At 47.8% G+C, this 18,520-nt stretch carries 19 protein-coding genes; 2 read left to right on the top strand and 17 right to left on the bottom strand.

The genetic code is table 11. From position 1 onward, the window contains the following. Positions 1-3 precede the first annotated feature (3 nt). A complete protein-coding gene (locus tag PPM_RS05960) occupies positions 4-465 on the top strand; it encodes a bactofilin family protein (protein ID WP_013369848.1) in 462 nt (153 codons plus the stop codon). Between the two features lie 39 nt (positions 466-504). Here the strand turns inward: PPM_RS05960 and PPM_RS05955 are convergent, their stop codons facing one another. The 16 genes from PPM_RS05955 to PPM_RS05880 all read right to left on the bottom strand — a co-directional run bounded on the left by PPM_RS05955 (position 505) and on the right by PPM_RS05880 (position 17,500). Then, positions 505-1,590: an AI-2E family transporter gene (locus PPM_RS05955; RefSeq protein ID WP_013369847.1), complete on the bottom strand. Its 1,086-nt coding sequence runs from the start codon at positions 1,588-1,590 to the stop codon at positions 505-507. 218 nt (positions 1,591-1,808) lie between these two features. Beyond that, complete coding sequence (locus tag PPM_RS05950) at positions 1,809-2,591, bottom strand: ABC transporter permease (RefSeq protein WP_013369846.1); 783 nt, start codon at positions 2,589-2,591, stop codon at positions 1,809-1,811. Then, positions 2,584-3,504, bottom strand: a complete 921-nt coding sequence (locus tag PPM_RS05945) for an ABC transporter ATP-binding protein (RefSeq protein ID WP_013369845.1) — start codon at positions 3,502-3,504, stop codon at positions 2,584-2,586. Before PPM_RS05945 ends, PPM_RS05950 begins: the two co-directional genes overlap by 8 nt. 115 nt (positions 3,505-3,619) lie before the next feature. Further along, entirely contained in the window at positions 3,620-4,117 is a 498-nt protein-coding gene (locus PPM_RS05940; protein WP_013369844.1) for a hypothetical protein, read from the bottom strand. A gap of 118 nt (positions 4,118-4,235) precedes the next feature. Then, positions 4,236-5,213 carry an LCP family protein gene (locus tag PPM_RS05935; RefSeq protein ID WP_013369843.1) on the bottom strand — a complete coding sequence of 326 codons (978 nt, stop codon included), beginning with the start codon at positions 5,211-5,213 and terminating at the stop codon, positions 4,236-4,238. Between the two features lie 13 nt (positions 5,214-5,226). Next, entirely contained in the window at positions 5,227-6,567 is a 1,341-nt protein-coding gene (locus PPM_RS05930; protein WP_013369842.1) for a UDP-glucose dehydrogenase family protein, read from the bottom strand. 53 nt (positions 6,568-6,620) lie between these two features. Continuing rightward, on the bottom strand, positions 6,621-7,433 hold the full coding sequence (locus PPM_RS05925) for a WecB/TagA/CpsF family glycosyltransferase (protein WP_013369841.1): 813 nt from the start codon (positions 7,431-7,433) through the stop codon (positions 6,621-6,623). Next, positions 7,408-8,649: a glycosyltransferase family 4 protein gene (locus tag PPM_RS05920; RefSeq protein WP_014599539.1), complete on the bottom strand. Its 1,242-nt coding sequence runs from the start codon at positions 8,647-8,649 to the stop codon at positions 7,408-7,410. Before PPM_RS05920 ends, PPM_RS05925 begins: the two co-directional genes overlap by 26 nt. Continuing rightward, positions 8,646-9,860, bottom strand: coding sequence for a glycosyltransferase family 4 protein (locus PPM_RS05915; RefSeq protein WP_013369839.1), 1,215 nt, complete (start codon positions 9,858-9,860; stop codon positions 8,646-8,648). Before PPM_RS05915 ends, PPM_RS05920 begins: the two co-directional genes overlap by 4 nt. A gap of 746 nt (positions 9,861-10,606) precedes the next feature. Next, positions 10,607-11,875 (bottom strand): hypothetical protein, encoded by a 1,269-nt coding sequence (locus tag PPM_RS05910; protein WP_014599536.1) that lies wholly within the window; start codon positions 11,873-11,875, stop codon positions 10,607-10,609. Further along, complete coding sequence (locus PPM_RS05905) at positions 11,862-13,205, bottom strand: flippase (RefSeq protein ID WP_013369837.1); 1,344 nt, start codon at positions 13,203-13,205, stop codon at positions 11,862-11,864. Before PPM_RS05905 ends, PPM_RS05910 begins: the two co-directional genes overlap by 14 nt. 122 nt (positions 13,206-13,327) lie before the next feature. Beyond that, positions 13,328-14,317, bottom strand: a complete 990-nt coding sequence (gmd, locus tag PPM_RS05900) for a GDP-mannose 4,6-dehydratase (RefSeq protein ID WP_013369836.1) — start codon at positions 14,315-14,317, stop codon at positions 13,328-13,330. A gap of 20 nt (positions 14,318-14,337) precedes the next feature. Continuing rightward, a complete protein-coding gene (locus PPM_RS05895; protein ID WP_013369835.1) occupies positions 14,338-15,276 on the bottom strand; it encodes a GDP-L-fucose synthase family protein in 939 nt (312 codons plus the stop codon). A 33-nt stretch (positions 15,277-15,309) separates the two neighbouring features. Further along, positions 15,310-16,008, bottom strand: coding sequence for a sugar transferase (locus PPM_RS05890; protein WP_013369834.1), 699 nt, complete (start codon positions 16,006-16,008; stop codon positions 15,310-15,312). 84 nt (positions 16,009-16,092) lie between these two features. Continuing rightward, positions 16,093-16,770 (bottom strand): CpsD/CapB family tyrosine-protein kinase, encoded by a 678-nt coding sequence (locus PPM_RS05885; RefSeq protein ID WP_013369833.1) that lies wholly within the window; start codon positions 16,768-16,770, stop codon positions 16,093-16,095. After that, the gene (locus PPM_RS05880; RefSeq protein WP_013369832.1) at positions 16,751-17,500 is read right to left on the bottom strand and encodes a YveK family protein; all 750 of its coding nucleotides are present in this window, start codon (positions 17,498-17,500) and stop codon (positions 16,751-16,753) included. The genes PPM_RS05885 and PPM_RS05880 overlap by 20 nt, the downstream gene beginning before the upstream one ends. Positions 17,501-17,828: 328 nt before the next feature. Between PPM_RS05880 and PPM_RS05875 the strand changes: the two genes are divergently transcribed. Beyond that, positions 17,829-18,197: a helix-turn-helix domain-containing protein gene (locus PPM_RS05875; RefSeq protein ID WP_013369831.1), complete on the top strand. Its 369-nt coding sequence runs from the start codon at positions 17,829-17,831 to the stop codon at positions 18,195-18,197. A gap of 51 nt (positions 18,198-18,248) precedes the next feature. On the opposite strand, the gene PPM_RS05870 is transcribed toward PPM_RS05875, so the two are convergent. Beyond that, entirely contained in the window at positions 18,249-18,431 is a 183-nt protein-coding gene (locus PPM_RS05870; RefSeq protein ID WP_013369830.1) for a hypothetical protein, read from the bottom strand. Positions 18,432-18,520: the final 89 nt, after the last annotated feature.

Here is an 18,520-nt window from a genome sequence, read left to right as displayed (position 1 = left end):
TTCATGTTCAAGGAATCCAAAAAAAAGCTCTCCACCCCGGCGACGGATACACTGCTCGCTAACGGCACTAGCTTTGAAGGTACGATTGAGGCAGAGGCCAACATTCGCATTGACGGTCATTTTCAGGGCGATATCTACAGCACTCGTACTGTCGTCATTGGAGAATCAGCAGTTGTACGTTCGGACATCATTGCACGGGACGTCATTCTTGCCGGCAAGGTATTCGGCAGCATCACCGCGGAAGGACGGCTGACCATTACACCGACAGGCGAACTATATGGAAATACGGCGACCCCTACATTGGTCATTTCTGAAGGCGGCATACTGAACGGCACGAGTCAAATGAACCAAACTATGGAGGCAGAGTCGCCAGCTGCTATAGAGAAATCATATGATGAAAATCAATCCAGTTTCAGCCAAGACAATGAGGACAGCCAAGCCTCCCTACAACCCGAAGCGGGATAGGGCGGCTTACACTCCTTATATTTCTAGCAAAGCCTTCATTTACTCCATAATATCCTCCACTCTGCGTTCCAAAAATAAATGGTATACCTTGCGTATGACGATTTTGCCACACATATACAATGGAATAACCAAAATGATACCCAAGATCCCAAGTAGATCGCCACCAACTAGCAATAAAATGACGACAGTCAACGGATGAATGTCCAGTTGCTTGCCAAAGACAATCGGTGACAGCCAATTATCCTGAATTTGCTGTGCAACGATCACCACCACCAGCGACCAGAGCGCCATGGAAGGCGATTCGAGAAATCCAATGATAACCACAGGTATAGAAGCAGCTACTGCCCCCACATAGGGAATAAAATTAAGGAAAATCGAAATAACGGCAAGTAGCAAAGCATAAGGCAAACCAATAATCAAAAATCCAAGGAACATCATCAAGCCCAACGCGACATTGATCAGCACTCGACTGACGATAAAGCTGCTGAGTGCACTATCAATATCCTCCATCACTTCCAGCGCGTCCTTATGATATTTTTTAGGAAAGAAGTTGAGCATTTTAGGACCAAACTTGCTTCCTTCCTTCAGCATGTAGTAGAGCAATATGGGAAAGGTAGCCAATACGATAAAAAAGTAGGATACGAACGATACCAGCTTTACCGAATAATCTGACAGCGTTGAAAAAGCTTCGTTTAACGTATCTGACAGTTGTGACAGCGGGTCTTCACCCGGAGGCAGCACTTGTCTCAAGGATTGATTATGCCGCCATTGGCTTAATTGATCAACCAGACTTTTAATGAGCTTCGGCGCATTCTCAAATAAATTGGTCACCTGATCACGGAGCGTAGGCCATACTCCCCATGAGAAGAGGAACAGTAACACGCCAATGACCAAATAAATCAGTAATATGGAAATCGATCGTTTGATTTTTCTTCGTTCCATGACATCTACGATCGGTCTCAATAAATAATAGAGGAAAAAAGATAGCATCAGCGGTACTATCAGCAGGCTGACCAAGGATACGAGAGGACTGAATATAAAGCTTACTTTGGTGCCCAAGTAAATGATGAGCAATAGCATGACGATTCCTGAAGTCAGACGAAAAAAACGATTATTTTGCAGCATATCATGCGCCCCCTGTTCTGTTTCTCTCTACTTCTTTAAACGCAAACCGACCCTATTGATTGATTCTTGCTGAAAATAGATTACAATATACCCACACTTACAGAATATGTAGCAAAAAAGGAAGTCCAAATGGCTAGGCATTGGACTTCCTTTTTGTGATCTTAGCATTTTGCCAAAATCCTCGTATGATTAAATCACACATTCTAAGAGATACGTGTTTAGGTTGAAACATCGCGTTTTACGAAAACCACCCAGGCAATTGCGATAAAAACCACATAATAAGCAGCCAGCACGGTGAGCGAAAAGGTTAGATCGGAAGTTACTGTACCCGGCGGCATATCTAGATATTTTTTCAGATCCATATGCGTAAAGAGTACGTATTGGGTCCATTCAAAACGATCTGTGCTGAACAAACCAATCGAGTTATACACTGTTTTGGTGAACATCATAAACAAAGACAAACCAATCGCCAAGGCGCTCGAACGAAACACCGCAGATAACATAAATGCAAAAGCCATGGTCACGAATAGGGCGATATAGCTATACAAAAAGTTCAGCGTTACGTAAGATACCGGATCACTGAACAGCGGAACAGAGCCCGCTGGTGCATCCTTCGATAACATCAGCCAGGAGGACAGCGTAACCATCAAAACCAAAACGATCGTTCCGAGCAAGCTGAACAAAATCACCGATATATACTTGGACAACAGAATTTTGCTGCGAGTCCAAGGACGAATGAGCAGTAGCTTAATCGTTCCCCATGTAAATTCACCAGCCACCGAATCAGCAGCTACAATGACCGTAAACGTCGTATTGAGGAAAAATGTAAATAACGTTGTCAATGCGATGCCATCCCACACACTGACCTGATCGGAAACCAGAGAAATCAGCATCGGAATCACAGCGGTGATGACTGCCAGCAGCCCCAGCATGATCCATGTGCGCACACGCAAGTAGATTTTGAGATTTTCATTATGTACCAGCTTGAAGAAATCAGCCAATGGACCCGCCTCCCGTCACTTCCAAAAATTGATCTTCCAACGTACGGGCAACCGGGCTAATGGCGTACACCTTGACTCCATTTGCAGCCAGCAGACTGTTCATCTCTGCAATCTGTTCCCGCTCCAGGTGAAGCAGTAGTTGATTGCCTTCGACGCGCCCTGCTCCAGCAAGCGTATAAGCTTGCTCGGCATCATTGACTTCAAAAGCAATTTCCGCCGTCTGCACTTCTCCCTCTGTATTCTTCAACTGCTTAATATCGACCAACCGTCCGCTCTGAATAATAGCCACGCGGTCGCACATCAGCTCCATTTCGGATAACAAATGACTCGATACAAACACCGTAATTCCTTCCGTACGGGTTAATTGACGCAAATAATCCCGCAGTTCACGAATACCCTGCGGGTCCAAGCCATTGGTCGGCTCATCCAGCACGAGCAGCTTCGGACGATGCAAAATCGCCTGAGCTACTCCGAGTCGCTGTCGCATCCCGAGCGAGTAGGTTTTGACTTTATCGTGAATTCGGTTTCCGAGTCCCACCAGACGAATCGCTTCATCTATACGCTCTTGGGTCACCCCTGGAGACATGCGCGCAAAATGCTGCAAATTTTGATAGCCTGTCAAAAACTTGTACATCTCCGGGTTCTCAACAATCGCACCGACATGGGAAACAGCCTTTTCAAAATCGGTATTGATGCTGTCTCCGCAAATATGAATATCACCCTTGCTGATCGAAATCAGGCCAACCATCATACGAATGGTGGTCGTTTTTCCCGCACCGTTGGGTCCGAGAAAACCAAATACCTGTCCGGCCGGAACCTCCAGTGTCAGATTGTCCACGATCGCTTTTGAGGAAATGATTTTACTCACACCCTCCATACGTATGACGGGAACCTGCCCTGTCGCTTGCTGCATGCTATGAAACTCCTTCCATCCGGAGTGAAGCTGTCATCCATTTTACTGTACATTTCCGGTTTTGGAAGTATTGTACCATATTTATCCTTTCAGAAACACCTTTGGGAACACCATATCACGTCTGTTCCTTTTCCTTGTATATCCAAAGCACCCTCCACTCCTCATCTTCCTGCGTCACATAACAAGGCTGTACGATATCAAAATTACCGAATCGGGTCTTGTAATGCTGAGTGACCGTAATACGGTAAACCTTCCCTAAATCTTCCCCATTCGGATCGGTACGAATGTCATATTCAGCCTGCGGCTCCCCCAGTTCAAACGTAAACGTATCCGTCCCCATATCCTGCATAAAAACGTGCGCACGCTGCTGTACATACGTGGACTTCTCGAATTTCTTCTTCATTTGTGAATGAAAAAGCTCCCAGGAGCCGCCAAAATTCCCCGATTGCTCCATTGTGTAGAACTCGTTCAGCGCTTCTACGGCTTGATCCCCTTCCCCCGTAGACATCACCCCACGCAGACCCATCCACAGCAGCCATAGCAATCCACATAGGATTGCAAAATACAGTAGCTTACGGACGAACGCCGAAGCCGCTCTCCTTCTAAGCAGCACATATGTCCCTCCCTCTGTTGGACTATACCGAATACTCTACAGATGTATGTAGGACAAGGTGAGTTTAGAAGAGAATAGCGGGTCCTCCCTATAGGACATTTGCCTGCATAAGGGATGTCTAAGGCGATGCAGAAGTGGTGACCAAATGTTTCTCCAGCACTCCATGGATACGTTGGCGTTCCTGCTCATCTACGATGTAATAATACACGCCGTTGATTTTGCTCCCATGTCCCTTCACCTCAACGGTATCCATCTGCTTAAGGGACGGGCCGATCCGGGTCAGAAAGGTCGTCATATCATCAAAGGTAATGTCTGTGCGAATCTGCTCCCCCGCTGCCTCCAGTAGCGGTTTTACTCGCAACAGCCCTTCCTTGCTGATGGACTGGGCAAGAATTTGCTTGAGCAGCTCTCGCTGGCGAGCATTTCTCCCGAGATCTCCACGCGGATCATCAAATCGCATACGGGCATAGGCCAATGCTTCTGCTCCGTTCAAGTTCAAATTCCCCTGCGCAAAATGATGCCCCTCATACTGAAAATCAAGTGGATTGTAGACCTCCACTCCCCCCACAAGATCCACCATTTTCGCAAACCCTTCCATATTCATTTGTACATAGTAATCTATCGGATGGTTCAAAAAATGCTCTACCGTACGGATCGACATATCCACGCCCCCAAAAGCAAACGCGTGATTGATTTTGTCCTCACGCCCTCTACCGATCAACTCTGTTCGTGTATCACGCGGAATGTTGAACATTAACATCGAACCCTTGGCGGGATTCATAGATAGAACGATCATCGTATCGGATCGTCCTGGATCGTGCGGTCGCCGATCTACACCCAGCACCAGCACGGTGAACGGCTTAAACTGAGAGATGGCTGCCGGATTGGGTGTACTTGTTCCAGTGTTTGTTCCTGCGGAGCGCCCTGCTCCGCCTGTCGCAAGGGTAGAGACCACTCCGGGCTGCACGATGCTGCGCGGATGATACATCGCATCAGCCGCTGTTTTAAAGGAATGATACACATAGACGGTATAGGCAGCACCTCCTACAACCAATAACGCCACAGTCCCCAATGTCATCTTCAGCCATCGTTTCATAGTCAGCCTCCCTTTACGGATTCACTACAGACTGATGACGATCTATATCCAGATTGTTCATCTGTGGTCTGCCAACAGAATAGTATGCAAAGGCAGATTGTCTAATTTGTTCTTCCCTATACACATTGCGCCCGTCAATCATAATGGGATACTTCATCAGCTCATTCAGTTCACCCAGTCCGACCTCACCAAACTCCTCCCATTCCGTCAAAAGACACAATGCATCGCATCCTTCTGCTGCTTCCCGCGCGCTATCGGCCCACTTTATTTCCGGGCTGTCCAGCAATCGGCGGAAGTTAGCAGTAGCAATCGGGTCATATGCACGAATATGCGCCCCTGCCTCCAACAGCGACTGCATAATATCCAGTGCCGGGGCATCTCTTACATCATCTGTGTTCGGTTTAAATGCCAGCCCCCATATGCCAATCGTAGCTCCTTCCAGCTCACCCAGTGCCTCTTTCAGCTTGCGAATCACGTTAAAACGTTGTCCCTGATTCACCTCCACCACGGATTTCAGCAGCTTAAATTCATAGTCCACGTTGCCTGCAATTTGAATTAAAGCCTGCGTATCCTTGGGAAAACACGAACCCCCATAGCCGATGCCAGCAGACAAAAAGGAGGAACCGATCCGCTGATCCAGCCCCATACCGTGTGCCACGCGTGTAACGTCTGCACCCACTTTTTCACAAATATTTGCAATCTCATTAATAAACGAAATTTTGGTCGCCAAAAAAGCATTCGACGCGTACTTGATCATCTCGGCCGAATGGATATCCGTGGTTAAGATATTCGTGGTCAGCGGCTCATGCAGAGTAGTTAGTACTGCGGATACATGCGGATCGGAAGCTCCAATGACGATTCGATCTGGCTGTAGGGTATCCATGACCGCCGAGCCTTCTCGTAAAAATTCAGGAACCGAAGCAACACCAAAAGGATAGTTCGTGCGACTAGCAATCCAATTTTGAATACGCTCGTTCGTTCCGACAGGCACCGTGCTTTTGGTAACAATGATCTTGTAGCCATTCATGGCATCTGCCACCTCGCACGCTGCTTCTTCAATATAGGACAAGTTGGCTTCCCCGCTCGGCAATGAAGGCGTACCTACCGCCAAAATAACAATATCAGCTGCCTGCACCGAAGCTGCGGTATCTGTTGTAAAGCTCAACCGTCCCTGCTCCACATTATCTTTAATTAGAGCCTTTAAGCCTGGTTCATAAATCGGTACCCCGCCTGCACGCAACTGCCGAATTTTATCTTCATTCTGATCGATACAGACGACGGTATTGCCAAGCGCGGCAAAACAGACCCCTGACACCAGTCCGACATACCCGGCACCTATTACACATAGCTTCAAAGCAATTCCCCCTTTTTACATGCTGTCTTATTTCACTGTACTTTTGCCCCGCTTTACTTCTCTATGCCTCTCCCTGTATGCCGATTATGATAGAGCGTGAGCCTTTTATTATGTCGATAGGATTTGAGAAAACGATAGATATACATTGGATTGTTATAGGCATACCTCTTCCACAAACGCTTTGGCTCACAGATCAGACGGTACAGCCACTCCAGTCCCAGCCTTTGTATCATTAGCGGCGGCCTGCGAACCTTACCTGTAATATAGTCAAAGGCAGCCCCTACTCCAATCATCACGCCTCGGATACGATCTTTGTTGCGATGCATCCAGACTTCCTGCTTGGGGCAGCCCAGACTGACGAATATGATATGCGCACCTGAGGCATTGATTTCCTCAATGATCCGCTTCTCCTCATCTGGCTGCAGTTCACGAAATGGCGGTGAAAAGCTGCCCGCGATACGAATTCCAGGGTAATCCTGTCCTATCCTGTCTTTTAAGCTATCCAGCGTATCCGGCGTACTGCCGTAAAAATATACGCTCACCTCCGTCTGTGGCGCACGTTCACACAACTTGAGCATCAAACTGGGGCCATCTACTCGATCCTGACGCTCGAATCCGTACAGCTTGAGCGCCCATACCAGTGGCATACCGTCTGGAGTACACAAATCAGCTTGAGTGAGCGCTTCGTGGAACTCGGGCTGATTCCCGGCCGTGACAATGGAATGGGTGTTGCAAATACATACATAGCTGTCCTTTCGTCCGACTGCCCATTGTTCCAGCGTATGTACCGTCTCCTGAAACGTCAGCGCTGCAACATCTGTGCTCGCAATCCTTCCGACTCTATACTGGGGCAGCTGCTTCATCATCGCATTCCTCCATAGCCTCGCTATATATCGCCAGCAGTTGCTTCACATTCACTTCTTCCGTATAGTGTGCAGCATAGTTTTCCGCCACCTTCTGTCTCATAGCCGCATAGTTCTCATAGGCTACTGCACGGCGAATCACGGTCTTAATATTTTCCAGATCATCATGTTGAAAATGGAAACCCGTCACCCCGTCCTCCACAACTTCCTCCAATGCGCCGATTCGGCTGCACAATACCGGCGTTCCCACGGAATAGGACTCTACAATCGTCATCGGAAAACCTTCATACCAAATAGAAGGCACCATCACATACATGGCCCGGCTCATGCAGTCCAGCACCGTGTCTCCATCTTGCTTGCCGAGAAACCGAATATCTTCCTGCTGATGAGCAGCCGCCAGTTCAGCCTTTTCTGGACCCTCTCCAATGATGACCAGTCTCAATCCGCCCCGATCTTCCAGCTGTGACCAGGCTTGCAGTAGATTGCGAACCCCTTTTTCAGCTGAAATCCGCCCCACGAACAACAAATAACGATCATTGGGATCATACTTGGCTTTCACTGTTTGATGATGGACAAAATTCGGTTTTACTGCGATGCGGTCCAGCGGAATGCCGCTTTCGGCAAATTTGTCCCGTGCAAACTCCGTCAGCGCAATATAGCGACTTACCTTGTGCTGCCATGTGCCGATCAGCTCGTTGAACTTAATCATCGCCGCCACCGGAATCGTCTGCAGCTGCGAGCCTCGGTAACATCCATGACGGATGGAGTGCAGCAGCGTGCCGTGCAGGCATTTTTCACAAACTTCATTCCCTCGCATAAAGGTTGCCGCCGGACAGATCAGCCTGTAATTATGCAGGGTCTGGACAACCGGAATCCCCAGCCGTTCACAGGCATGATAGACCGAAGGGGATATGACCGGGAAAAAATTGTGCACATGTACCACATCCGGTTTCACTCGCAAAAGCAACCCTTTGATCCTTTTGAATTCTGGGAAGGACCAGGTTGCCTCTACCGCCAGCTTTGCCATGTTGGCCAATCCTTTGCTTTGAATGCTGTCGTTATGCACATAGTAATGCTCCGTCTCTATTCCTCTGGAACGCAGCATAGCCGATTCCTGCTCGACAACCTTGTCTTCTCCCCCACTTTGCTGATAAAAGTTATGGATGATCAGTACTTTGCTTACAGGCGGGGTCATTCGTCTGCTAACCTGTTGACTCACGTGGCCGCCCCACTTTCCTGTGTTGATTGCATAGCGTGATTGGAGCTCATGGGTTTGATCCGTTGCTGGCTTACGATTTCATCTGCAATCCGATCCCACGACATACGCTCGATCGTAAGAAATGCTTTCTCGGCTAGGCTTTGTCTAAGCTCAGCATCCTCCAGCAACGTGCCTATACGGCCAGCCCATTCCTCTTCCGAAAAGCTTCTCAGCATCACTCCGCTTACTCCGTCCTCAATCAAGGTAACCGAGCCACCGTTCACCGAAGAAATAATCGGGACGCGGAACAACATGCTTTCCAGCAGTACCATGCCAAAAATATCGTATTGGGTCGGAAACAGCATCACATCCGCTGCTCCGTAAATCTGCCACAGATGACGTTGCTCCACTCTTGGAAAATGTATAATTCTATCCGTCAACCCCAGTTGCTGGGCATATGCCCAATAACGATCCGTATCTATCTTCCGTCCATTCCCAACCATTAACAAAAGGCAGCCAGGATGCTTTTGGAGTACTCTTTTGAACGTACTCAGCATAAAACGTATATTTCTCCGTTCCTCCAGCACACCGACATACAACAGCACCGGGCGATCTCCGATCCGACGCAGCTCATTCGCAACCTCACGGTTTTCCTCGCGCGCTCCACTGTTGTCGTCACTGTTGAATCCTCTCTCTACATTGCTGCGATCCAGTCCGACCCCAATCGTTATCACGTTGTCAAAGCCTTTATTCTCCAGATAGCGCTTGGCAAGATCGGATTTGACATAGGTTCGGCGTAGAGACTTTGTCACCTTAGGCAGCAGCATAACATCGTACAGTTTGCGGATCAGCGCATGCGTATTATCTCGGTATGGACCGTGATACAGCGCCAGCTTATCGGGACATTTACGGGAAAGCAGGTAGGTCATGATCTGGTTGTATTCTGTAGTAATGACCAGATCATAAGCTGCCAGAAAAGAATCTTTGAGAACATCTCTGTAGATGCTGTTGCTTAAGAACTTGAACCCGTGCAGCCAGATAATGCGCAAGGTGCAGCCTGCGTGGCGGTAGACCTGTTCCAGATGGGTCTCCTTACGATCATTGTAGTAAACAATATCGCAATCGTAGCCTTTACGGACGAGCGCTTTACCCAAGCCGACTTCCTGCAAATTGTATGAGGCTCCATTCACCTTGCTGGCAAAGTTGCGAAGATACAATATTTTTGGAATCATCATCAGTACTCCTGCCATTTCATATTGGGTGAATTATGGCATGCGGGGTTCAGAGACCGCTGCACGCTCCATTTGATCTTCCGATCGCTGTTGCAGTGGGATTCCTGGATATATAAAACATTACGAGGTAGGAATCCCACTGCAAAGGCGAACGTTAGCGCTTCTTCAGATTCAAATGGACCACTCCGCTGCTGACCGCCGTTTCCATAAAGTCACCCCATCTTAAAAAAGGGAATGCTGGGCATGAAGTGCCATCGCTGCGCGATGTACGCGTGCGAATACATACAGGGCGTTGTTTCGTCAAACAACTTGTAAGCTTGGCACGTTATGGCACGCTCACAAGCAAGCATGGCTATACTACCGCTAAGCTGAGCAAGATGCTTTAACTAGGCTTGACTGTGGCTTGCCGTGAGTACTATTCACCAAGTTCTTTCGCCTTGAGAGAGAACTAAGCAGAGCATTAATTACACCGGTTGCATGCTCGGTGTGAAGTTCGCGGCGATAGGGCGTAGCTATCGCCGGGTGACTTTTACCTCCCCCACCTTATAGGATGGGGGAAATTCTTTTGGGCGGCGGTGGATAGCGGAGGGTAAGGGTTTGAATCTGGAGAAGCGTCAGCGTTCGCCTTTGACGTGGGATTCCGCCCTCTATAGGGCTTATTCAAACCAAGGAATCCCACGTCAACAGCGATCGGAAGATCAAACCCATCCCGCAGCGGGCTTCCATCCACAATAGACGCTCCAAGATCAAGCCCTGCCCGAAGCGGCCTTCCCCCTCCAACTTGAATGTTCCCCCTGCCGCTGTCTTTCCTCCATCATCTGCATATTAAAATGGTCTGCCCCTTTAAGCTGGGCGGCTGCCATATCCGCTACCAAAGTCACGCTCGATTCCATCGGTACAAAGCGATATTTGTAGGCTGTAAGCCGATGATCCGTTTCGTGAAATAAAATGTCCTGGGCATAATTGCCCCATCGGTCCTTAGGCATCAAATCAATCGTCATACCTGCATGTGCAGAAGGCAGCAGCATATTGGAGCCGTGAATGCCAATGACTAATCGGCTGGCTGCGTACACCTCACATACCCGCATTTCACTATCCCGATCGAAGCGTGAGACGCGCTCGTCAGAAATCCATGCCGGGAAGCTTCCCGTGCGTCCAAGTCCCGCAACTGTAAAACGATGATCAGGAAAGCTTTCTCTCAGTCTGCGGAACAGTCCAATGATTTTGCTGCGTTGGTGATAAATTAGCGGTTTCAGGCCACGTTTGAGCTGTGGGAATTTTTGCACCGCTCTGGCAATATGATAGCTACCGCTCCACAAACGGTCTTCCCTCCATACAAAGGTGATGCGTGGATCCGACTCAACTTCCTCGTCATAACGGGAGACCCCTGTAAATTGCTCAATTTCAAACTGGCTGGGATGTGAATATGCCGGGCTGACATACACCTCATCAAAACGTATCAATTCCTCAATCATCCGATGATGTAGCAGAGGATAAAAGTTTCGTGCCTTGCTGAACGGCACATCGACCGTCCAAATTTCAGACACATATGCCGGCACCATCCACTCCAGCGACTTTTGCACAATAACGATGATCCCCATTTCCGGTGATTGCTCGTATTCGCGCTGAACATTCAGCAGCTTAAGCAACGCATGACCATACAAATAATCTATGGTGTTGACAATGATCACACGCGAAGAAGCTTTCTTTTTATGCACGGTCATACCGACTGCTAAATCATAGGAAGGATTCATCAAGGATTGCCGCAAAGGCTCTCCGAGCCATTTTCTTGACTTCGCATCACCGGTCAGGATATAGTCAGGCATTTCTACACGATAAGGTGAATACGTCGCATGACCGACCCTCATATCCTCAAGATATTCACGTCCGCAACCCTCACACTTAGTACTGACACATACGTGGATTCCCTGCCACAGTACCTCTCCCCCACGTAACGTGTCTCCACAATGCGGGCACTGTTCCTCATGCCGAACAAATGGTTTAATCGGTATCATGATTGTTCTCTCCAACTTTCGGTACTGTAATATGAACATGCCAGAAGGTCAGGATTGACTTCATCATCCAACCCAAATTGGCTTTGACTTCCTTAAACAACAAATCCATTAGAAATACAGATATCGTAAAGGACAATATCGTCGCCACTAAGGACCCTCTAACCCCAAGCCATGGGATCAGCGCGTAATTGAAGGCGATATTCGTAACCGCACCTATTACCGAGGTCAGCAACGTGTATTTGAACAAATTTTCATTGGTGATAAACAAGCTTTTGGCGACACTAAAGTTGGTGAAAAATAGACGAATCGCAAACAATGACAACAGCGAGCCTGCTTCAGCAAACTCTCTCCCATACAGCACAACTACTACCCATTGGGATAGAAAAAATAAGGGGACTGATGTCACAAGAAAGCATATAAACATCAGCCGATACACGTTAGACAACGTCCGTCTGTATTCGTCGCTTCCTTTCTGCTTGGAACGCGTCACCACCGGGGCATAGGCTGTCGTTAGCACCACCGGGATAAAGCCCAGCACCTCGATGAGTCGGAGTGCAACGGAGTATTGCCCGACTGCTTCGTTTCCCAACAATTCACCGATAATGACCTGATCAATCCGTGCCTGTACATATACAGCGGAGGAGGACAAAATAAGCGGCCAGCTGTGATTCATGATTCGCCGAGCAGTTGTGAAGCGGAACGTCCACTTGTTCACACGCCGTCCTTCCTTATGGAAGAAATACAGCAGCAGCAGGCTTCCCAGCAGAAACTCTCCATGAGCACACAACGCCACTGCCCAGATTGGAATACCGGACAACAATAGAATGATTTTGACGGTGGAACCGAGGACAAAGGCGGTATTCTTGGCAACAACCGTATATTTGGACAACATCTGTGCACGAAACCAGTAGTCGATAATATCAAACAACTGAAATACCGAGGCCGTAGCCAGAATCAGATTAATTAACCGTACTGAACTGTCTTCCGGTCTGAGCAGTGAAATAAAGGAATAGGACAGTACAATGGCTACCAAAGTACCTAACAACTTCAGCAGAACCGCCGTACCCAATAGCTCGTGCTCATCCTTAGGGTGTTTGACAAGATCGCGTACTAATATAGAATCAAAGCCAAGGGTCGTGAAAATCAGGAACATCCCGAAAAAGGATTCCGCATAATTCCATTTTCCCAGTTCCTCTGGTCCCAACACTCTCGCCATGATGATGCTAACCGCCAGCCCGAATACCATGCGAATCATTTTGTCACCGAACAGCCAGGATGTATTCACCAGCAAACTTCTGCGCGGTTTGGCACGTTTCTTGACTAATGTCATATGTTCTACTCCATCTTGAAAAATGACCTTAAGCATTGCCTTATGATCTGTTGAGCTGTCATACAGCTGAAATCATGTACAACGAAGAGACCCCCCGGCCAGGCGGGTGGCCTCTCCACCTCTTACACGACGACAGAAGCTTCGACTGCAGCCTGCCTTTTTACACGCTCCAAATCTGCATCCACCATCATACGAACAAGCTGCTCGAAGCCGACTTCCAATCGCCAGCCCAGCTTTTCCTTCGCCTTGGCACAATCGCCAAGCAATAGATCTACCTCTGCCGGTCGAACAAATTGCGGATCAATCACGACGTAATCCTCGTAATTTAAACCTACATGAGAAAAAGCAATTTGCAGCAGTTCACGCACAGAATGCATTTCTCCCGTGGAAATCACGTAATCATCTGGTCGATCCTGCTGAAGCATCAGCCACATCGCCTTTACATAATCCCCTGCAAAACCCCAGTCTCGCAGGGAATCCAAATTCCCCATACGCAGCTCCTGCTGCAATCCCAGCTTGATACGAGCTACTGCATCCGACACTTTGCGTGTTACAAACTCCAACCCTCGGCGGGGCGATTCGTGATTGAACAATATACCGGAGCAAGCAAACATATCAAAGCTTTCGCGGTAGTTGACTGTAATCCAATGGCCGTACACCTTGGCGACACCATAAGGACTACGTGGGTAAAACGGGGTCATTTCTGTCTGCGGCGTCTCCAGTACCTTACCGAACATCTCGCTGCTTGAAGCCTGATAAAAGCGCGCCTCCGGCTTGGCAATTCGAACCGCCTCCAGCATATTGGTGACAGATAATGCTGTAATTTGCCCTGTAGCCAAGGGCTGCGGCCATGAGGCCGCTACAAAGGATTGAGCAGCCAAGTTGTAGACTTCATCCGGGTTGGACTGACGGACGGCTTCGATCAGCGAAGCCAGATCGGTCATATCACCAGAAAGCCAGTGAATGTCATTCTGGATATGCGCTACATTTTCAAAGTTCGGTGTGCTGGTTCGTCTGCGCACCCCGTACACCTCGTAATCCTTGGACAGCAGCAACTCAGCCAGATAAGACCCGTCTTGTCCGGTAATCCCAGTGATCAGCGCTTTTTTCATTCCAATTCCCCCACCGTTATTTATTGTTCAACCAGATCCAGACCTTGAAATGCCTGGTATACAGACCTTAATCCTTCTTCTAGTGAAATACGCGCCGACCAGCCCAGCCCGGAAATCCGAGATACATCTACCAACTTGCGCGGCGTTCCGTCAGGAACGGAAGTATTAAAAGTAATTTCGCCCTCATAGCCGACTACATTTTTGACTCGTTCAGCTAGCTCACGGATGGAAATATCCTCACCCACACCAATATTTACAATCTCATTTCCCTCATAGTTATTCATCAGGAATAGACAGGCATCAGCCAAATCATCCGAATGAAGAAATTCTCGCCGAGGCGTACCGGAGCCCCATACTTCTACAGTCGGAGATTGATTCAGCTTAGCCTCATGAAACTTGCGGATCAGCGCAGGTAGCACATGAGAGGTTTGGAGATCAAAATTGTCGCCCGGACCATATAAATTCGTAGGCATCACCGAAATAAAACGGGTTCCATACTGACGGTTGTAGGACTGACACATTGTGATCCCGGCAATTTTAGCAACCGCATAGGCCTCGTTGGTAGGCTCAAGCTCACCTGTAAGCAGATATTCTTCTCGCAACGGCTGTGGAGCAAATTTGGGATAGATACATGTAGAGCCTAGGAATAACAGCTTGCTTACATTCTTCCGGTATGCCGCATCAATCACATTGGTTTGTATAAGCAGATTGTCACGGATAAAATCAGCCGGATATTCGTTATTGGCCAAAATCCCGCCCACCTTGGCTGCTGCCAGAAATACATAATCCACGGGCTCTGTATCAAAAAAATGATCTACGGCCTCTTTATTGCGCAGATCCAGTTCACGGCTTGTGCGAGTAATAATATGACGATATCCCGCTTTCTGAAGCGCTCGGACAATAGCGGAACCTACCAGTCCATTGTGCCCTGCTACATAAATGTTGGAATGAAACTCCATCCTTCTCTCCTACCCCTCTTTGTTAAAATGACTTTAATATGCATCCTTGGAGCCCAGCAGCACACGGAATGTTTTCAGCATGATGATCATATCCGTGCGGAAGCTGCGTCTAGATATGTACTCCAAATCCAGTTCTACCATCTGGTCAAAGCTTAGATGATTACGACCGCTGATCTGCCATAGTCCGGTGCAGCCCGGTGTGACCGTCAGACGCAGCTTATCCCTCATGGTGTAATCATGAACTTCTCTTGGCAATGGGGGTCTGGGTCCTACAAGGCTCATATGCCCACGCAGTACATTGAAGAGTTGCGGTAGTTCGTCGATGCTCGTTCTGCGAAGAAAGCGGCCCACACGGGTAATTCGGGGATCGTCCCGCATTTTGAACATCGCACCCTCAATTTCATTTTCCACCAGCAATGCAGACAATCTGGCCTCGGCATCAGACACCATGGAACGAAATTTGATCATGCGAAACGGTCGCTCATGTTTACCAATACGGATTTGATAAAATAATGCACTTCCTTTGGGGTCCTCCAGCTTGATCAACAAAATGACGAGCAGAAATACCGGGCACAGTACGATGATTCCAATAAAAGACAGTATAATGTCCATACTTCGCTTCACGAACGGATATACGCTCCATCCTTGTCGTCGTTCAAGCCCATGAGCGACCGAATATACATCTACTGACGCGCTCAGCACTTTGGCCTTGTTCGAGCGGGAAGAAGACACGTCTCATCACCTCACTCTTTATTGATAAATATTATTTATTCATTGTTAAAAGAATTTTATATACTCTTATTTCCCCCGATTTATTCATGTCAGATTGCGTTCCTCCACACCACGCTCGGCGCGGCGCTTCACGTTATTGAGCACTACACCCAAAATGCGGGCCTTTACTCTTTCCAAATTTGCCTTCGCCTTCTTAACGACATCCTTTTTGACCTTCCCTGCCTGCACTACCAAAATGACACCATCACACATGGCACTTACAATGAGGCCATCCGGAAAAGACAGCAGGGGTGGCGTATCCATCAGAATCACATCATAATGTTCTTTGAGCTCAACTAGTAGAGCCTTCATTCTACGGGAACTGAGCATCTCGGACGGATTGGGTGGATTCGGTCCAGCCGTGATCGCATGCAGATGATCAATCCCGGTTTCCTGAACCACATCCTGCCATGTCTGTTGATTGGCAAGTACCCGTGTAAGCCCTGTATGATTGCGCAAACCAAACATATGATGCAAGGAGGACCGACGCAAATCCATGTCCATAACCAGCACCTTTTTTCCTTCTTGTGCATAGGTTACAGCTAAATTGCTAATCGTGACTGTTCTGCCTTCACCCGCCTGAGCGGACGCCACCATCATCACCTCAATCGGCTCGTCTATAGAAGAAAACTGGATGTTAGTGCGGAGCATGCGGTACTCCTCCGACACGGAAGACTGAGCATGCAAGGATGTAACGAGCTGATTATTGATTAATCGCGGCATATTGTCCCTCACCTACCTGTTTAGGAGTTGTAGTAGAGCTGTCAGAGCGTCTATCTTCTTTTTTCATTTTTGTAATCAGGGATAGGGTAGGCAGACCAAGTTCTTTTTCAATATCTTCCTCATTTTTAAATGTATCATCCAATACCTCCAGCAAAAACGCCAAGCCTATTCCCAGCAATAAAGAAATGGCAAAAGCAATAAAAATCTGTATAGCGGGATTATTGTTCACGGGAACTGCTGGATCATTCAGGCTGGCTTCGCTTAGGATGGTGACATTGTCCATTTTCATGATAGAGGGGATTTGCCGTTTGAATACTTTGGCTACCGCATTGACGGTTTTCACAGCCTTTGTATACGACAAGTCGCGGACTGTTACATCCATGACCTGTGAGTCACCTGCGGTGTTCACTCTCAATTTTTGCGCCAAAGCTGACGGAGTAACCTTAAGATCGGGGAAGCTGGCGACCACCTGGTCCATAATCGCCGAGGAGATCATAATTTGCTTATAGGAGTTCGTTAAGGCTATGTTGGTTTGCACCACACTGTAATCGACGACACCTGCACGGTCCGGTCGTGGCGTCTGATTAATAATGAGCTTGGCGGTAGCTTCATAAACCTGCGGGGTAAAATATACATTTTTTATGCCTACTACAGTACACACCAGCAGTACAATGCTACCAATCAACCACATTCTTTTGCGGATCAAACGGATGTACTCTTTCAACTGCACAAGACCAGTCCTCCCTGCTTGACTTGTTTTCGATGAATAACGCTTGTACTGATCCTCTGCATGACGGGGAAAAGAACGATGCATGACCCTCTAATCTATAGTAAAATGTTGTATAATAGCGCATAGAAGGTCTAGCCAGCGAATAAGCACAAAATGCTCAATCATCGTTGGCCTCTTAAGGGTATATAAATGAAGATATCAGTGAAAACTATGAAATACAGATACGTTATGTAACTTACATAATTAATTTATGATACAAATTGTATCTTGTCAAGCGCAAAATTGCTTTTCTTACCTCTCTTAACCTTGCCTTCAGGAGGAAAAACAGATGAATTATGGAACCCGCATCGCTGAATTACGAGAACATAAGGGACTAAAACAAGAGGAATTAGCGCAATCCCTCGGAATTACGCGGGCGGCTCTTTCTCACTATGAAAAAAATAGACGCAAGCCAGACTTTGAGACCCTGACCAAGCTCGCTGATATTTTCGAGGTAACCATCGATTATTTGGTGGGACGTACGAGCCACCCGACAGCAATATTGGATTCAGATGTGAGGGAATTTGTGGATCAGCTTGAACTGTCCGACGAGAATATCCTGCAACGTTTTAACCTGACGATTGACGGACGCACCTTGTCTGAGGAAGAAGCCAAACGTTTTATCGCGTTTGTTCGAATGGAACGAATGATGGAATAAGGAACGCGCCGCTGCTTGATGTTTTGCTCAAGTAGGACCAGCAACTGAAAATTACACGCGCTTGTCTTTCCGGTACTTCGTTCTATCAGCATCGCCCTCCAGCCATTCTGGTGTCGTGATCCCACATTGGAGCAAAATGTTCCGGATGTCCAAGTGGATGGCTGCTTTGCCTGCTTTCCGTGCGTTGTCTCGAAGAAGAGGGCCATTCCCCCCTAATTCTGTTTCCTTGTTCATTCAGCACTAACCTCACTTTATTAGTCTTGGTCACCGGAAAGAAATTCCCTACAAACCATGTATGTATAGTCATGAACAAAACTATTATA

It is taken from the genome of Paenibacillus polymyxa M1 (assembly GCF_000237325.1).
GTDB classification, from domain to species: Bacteria; Bacillota; Bacilli; order Paenibacillales; family Paenibacillaceae; genus Paenibacillus; species Paenibacillus polymyxa_C.
This window is presented reverse-complemented; position numbering and strand designations above follow the sequence as displayed.

Coding starts and splice junctions, on each gene's coding strand:
- PPM_RS05960 (WP_013369848.1), top strand. CDS start 4: ATGTTCAAGGAATCCAAAAAAAAGCTCTCCACCCCGGCGACGGATACA.
- PPM_RS05955 (WP_013369847.1), bottom strand. CDS start 1,590: ATGCTGCAAAATAATCGTTTTTTTCGTCTGACTTCAGGAATCGTCATG.
- PPM_RS05945 (WP_013369845.1), bottom strand. CDS start 3,504: ATGCAGCAAGCGACAGGGCAGGTTCCCGTCATACGTATGGAGGGTGTG.
- PPM_RS05935 (WP_013369843.1), bottom strand. CDS start 5,213: ATGAAACGATGGCTGAAGATGACATTGGGGACTGTGGCGTTATTGGTT.
- PPM_RS05925 (WP_013369841.1), bottom strand. CDS start 7,433: ATGATGAAGCAGCTGCCCCAGTATAGAGTCGGAAGGATTGCGAGCACA.
- PPM_RS05915 (WP_013369839.1), bottom strand. CDS start 9,860: ATGATTCCAAAAATATTGTATCTTCGCAACTTTGCCAGCAAGGTGAAT.
- PPM_RS05910 (WP_014599536.1), bottom strand. CDS start 11,875: ATGATACCGATTAAACCATTTGTTCGGCATGAGGAACAGTGCCCGCAT.
- PPM_RS05905 (WP_013369837.1), bottom strand. CDS start 13,205: ATGACATTAGTCAAGAAACGTGCCAAACCGCGCAGAAGTTTGCTGGTG.
- gmd (WP_013369836.1), bottom strand. CDS start 14,317: ATGAAAAAAGCGCTGATCACTGGGATTACCGGACAAGACGGGTCTTAT.
- PPM_RS05895 (WP_013369835.1), bottom strand. CDS start 15,276: ATGGAGTTTCATTCCAACATTTATGTAGCAGGGCACAATGGACTGGTA.
- PPM_RS05885 (WP_013369833.1), bottom strand. CDS start 16,770: ATGCCGCGATTAATCAATAATCAGCTCGTTACATCCTTGCATGCTCAG.
- PPM_RS05875 (WP_013369831.1), top strand. CDS start 17,829: ATGAATTATGGAACCCGCATCGCTGAATTACGAGAACATAAGGGACTA.
- PPM_RS05870 (WP_013369830.1), bottom strand. CDS start 18,431: ATGAACAAGGAAACAGAATTAGGGGGGAATGGCCCTCTTCTTCGAGAC.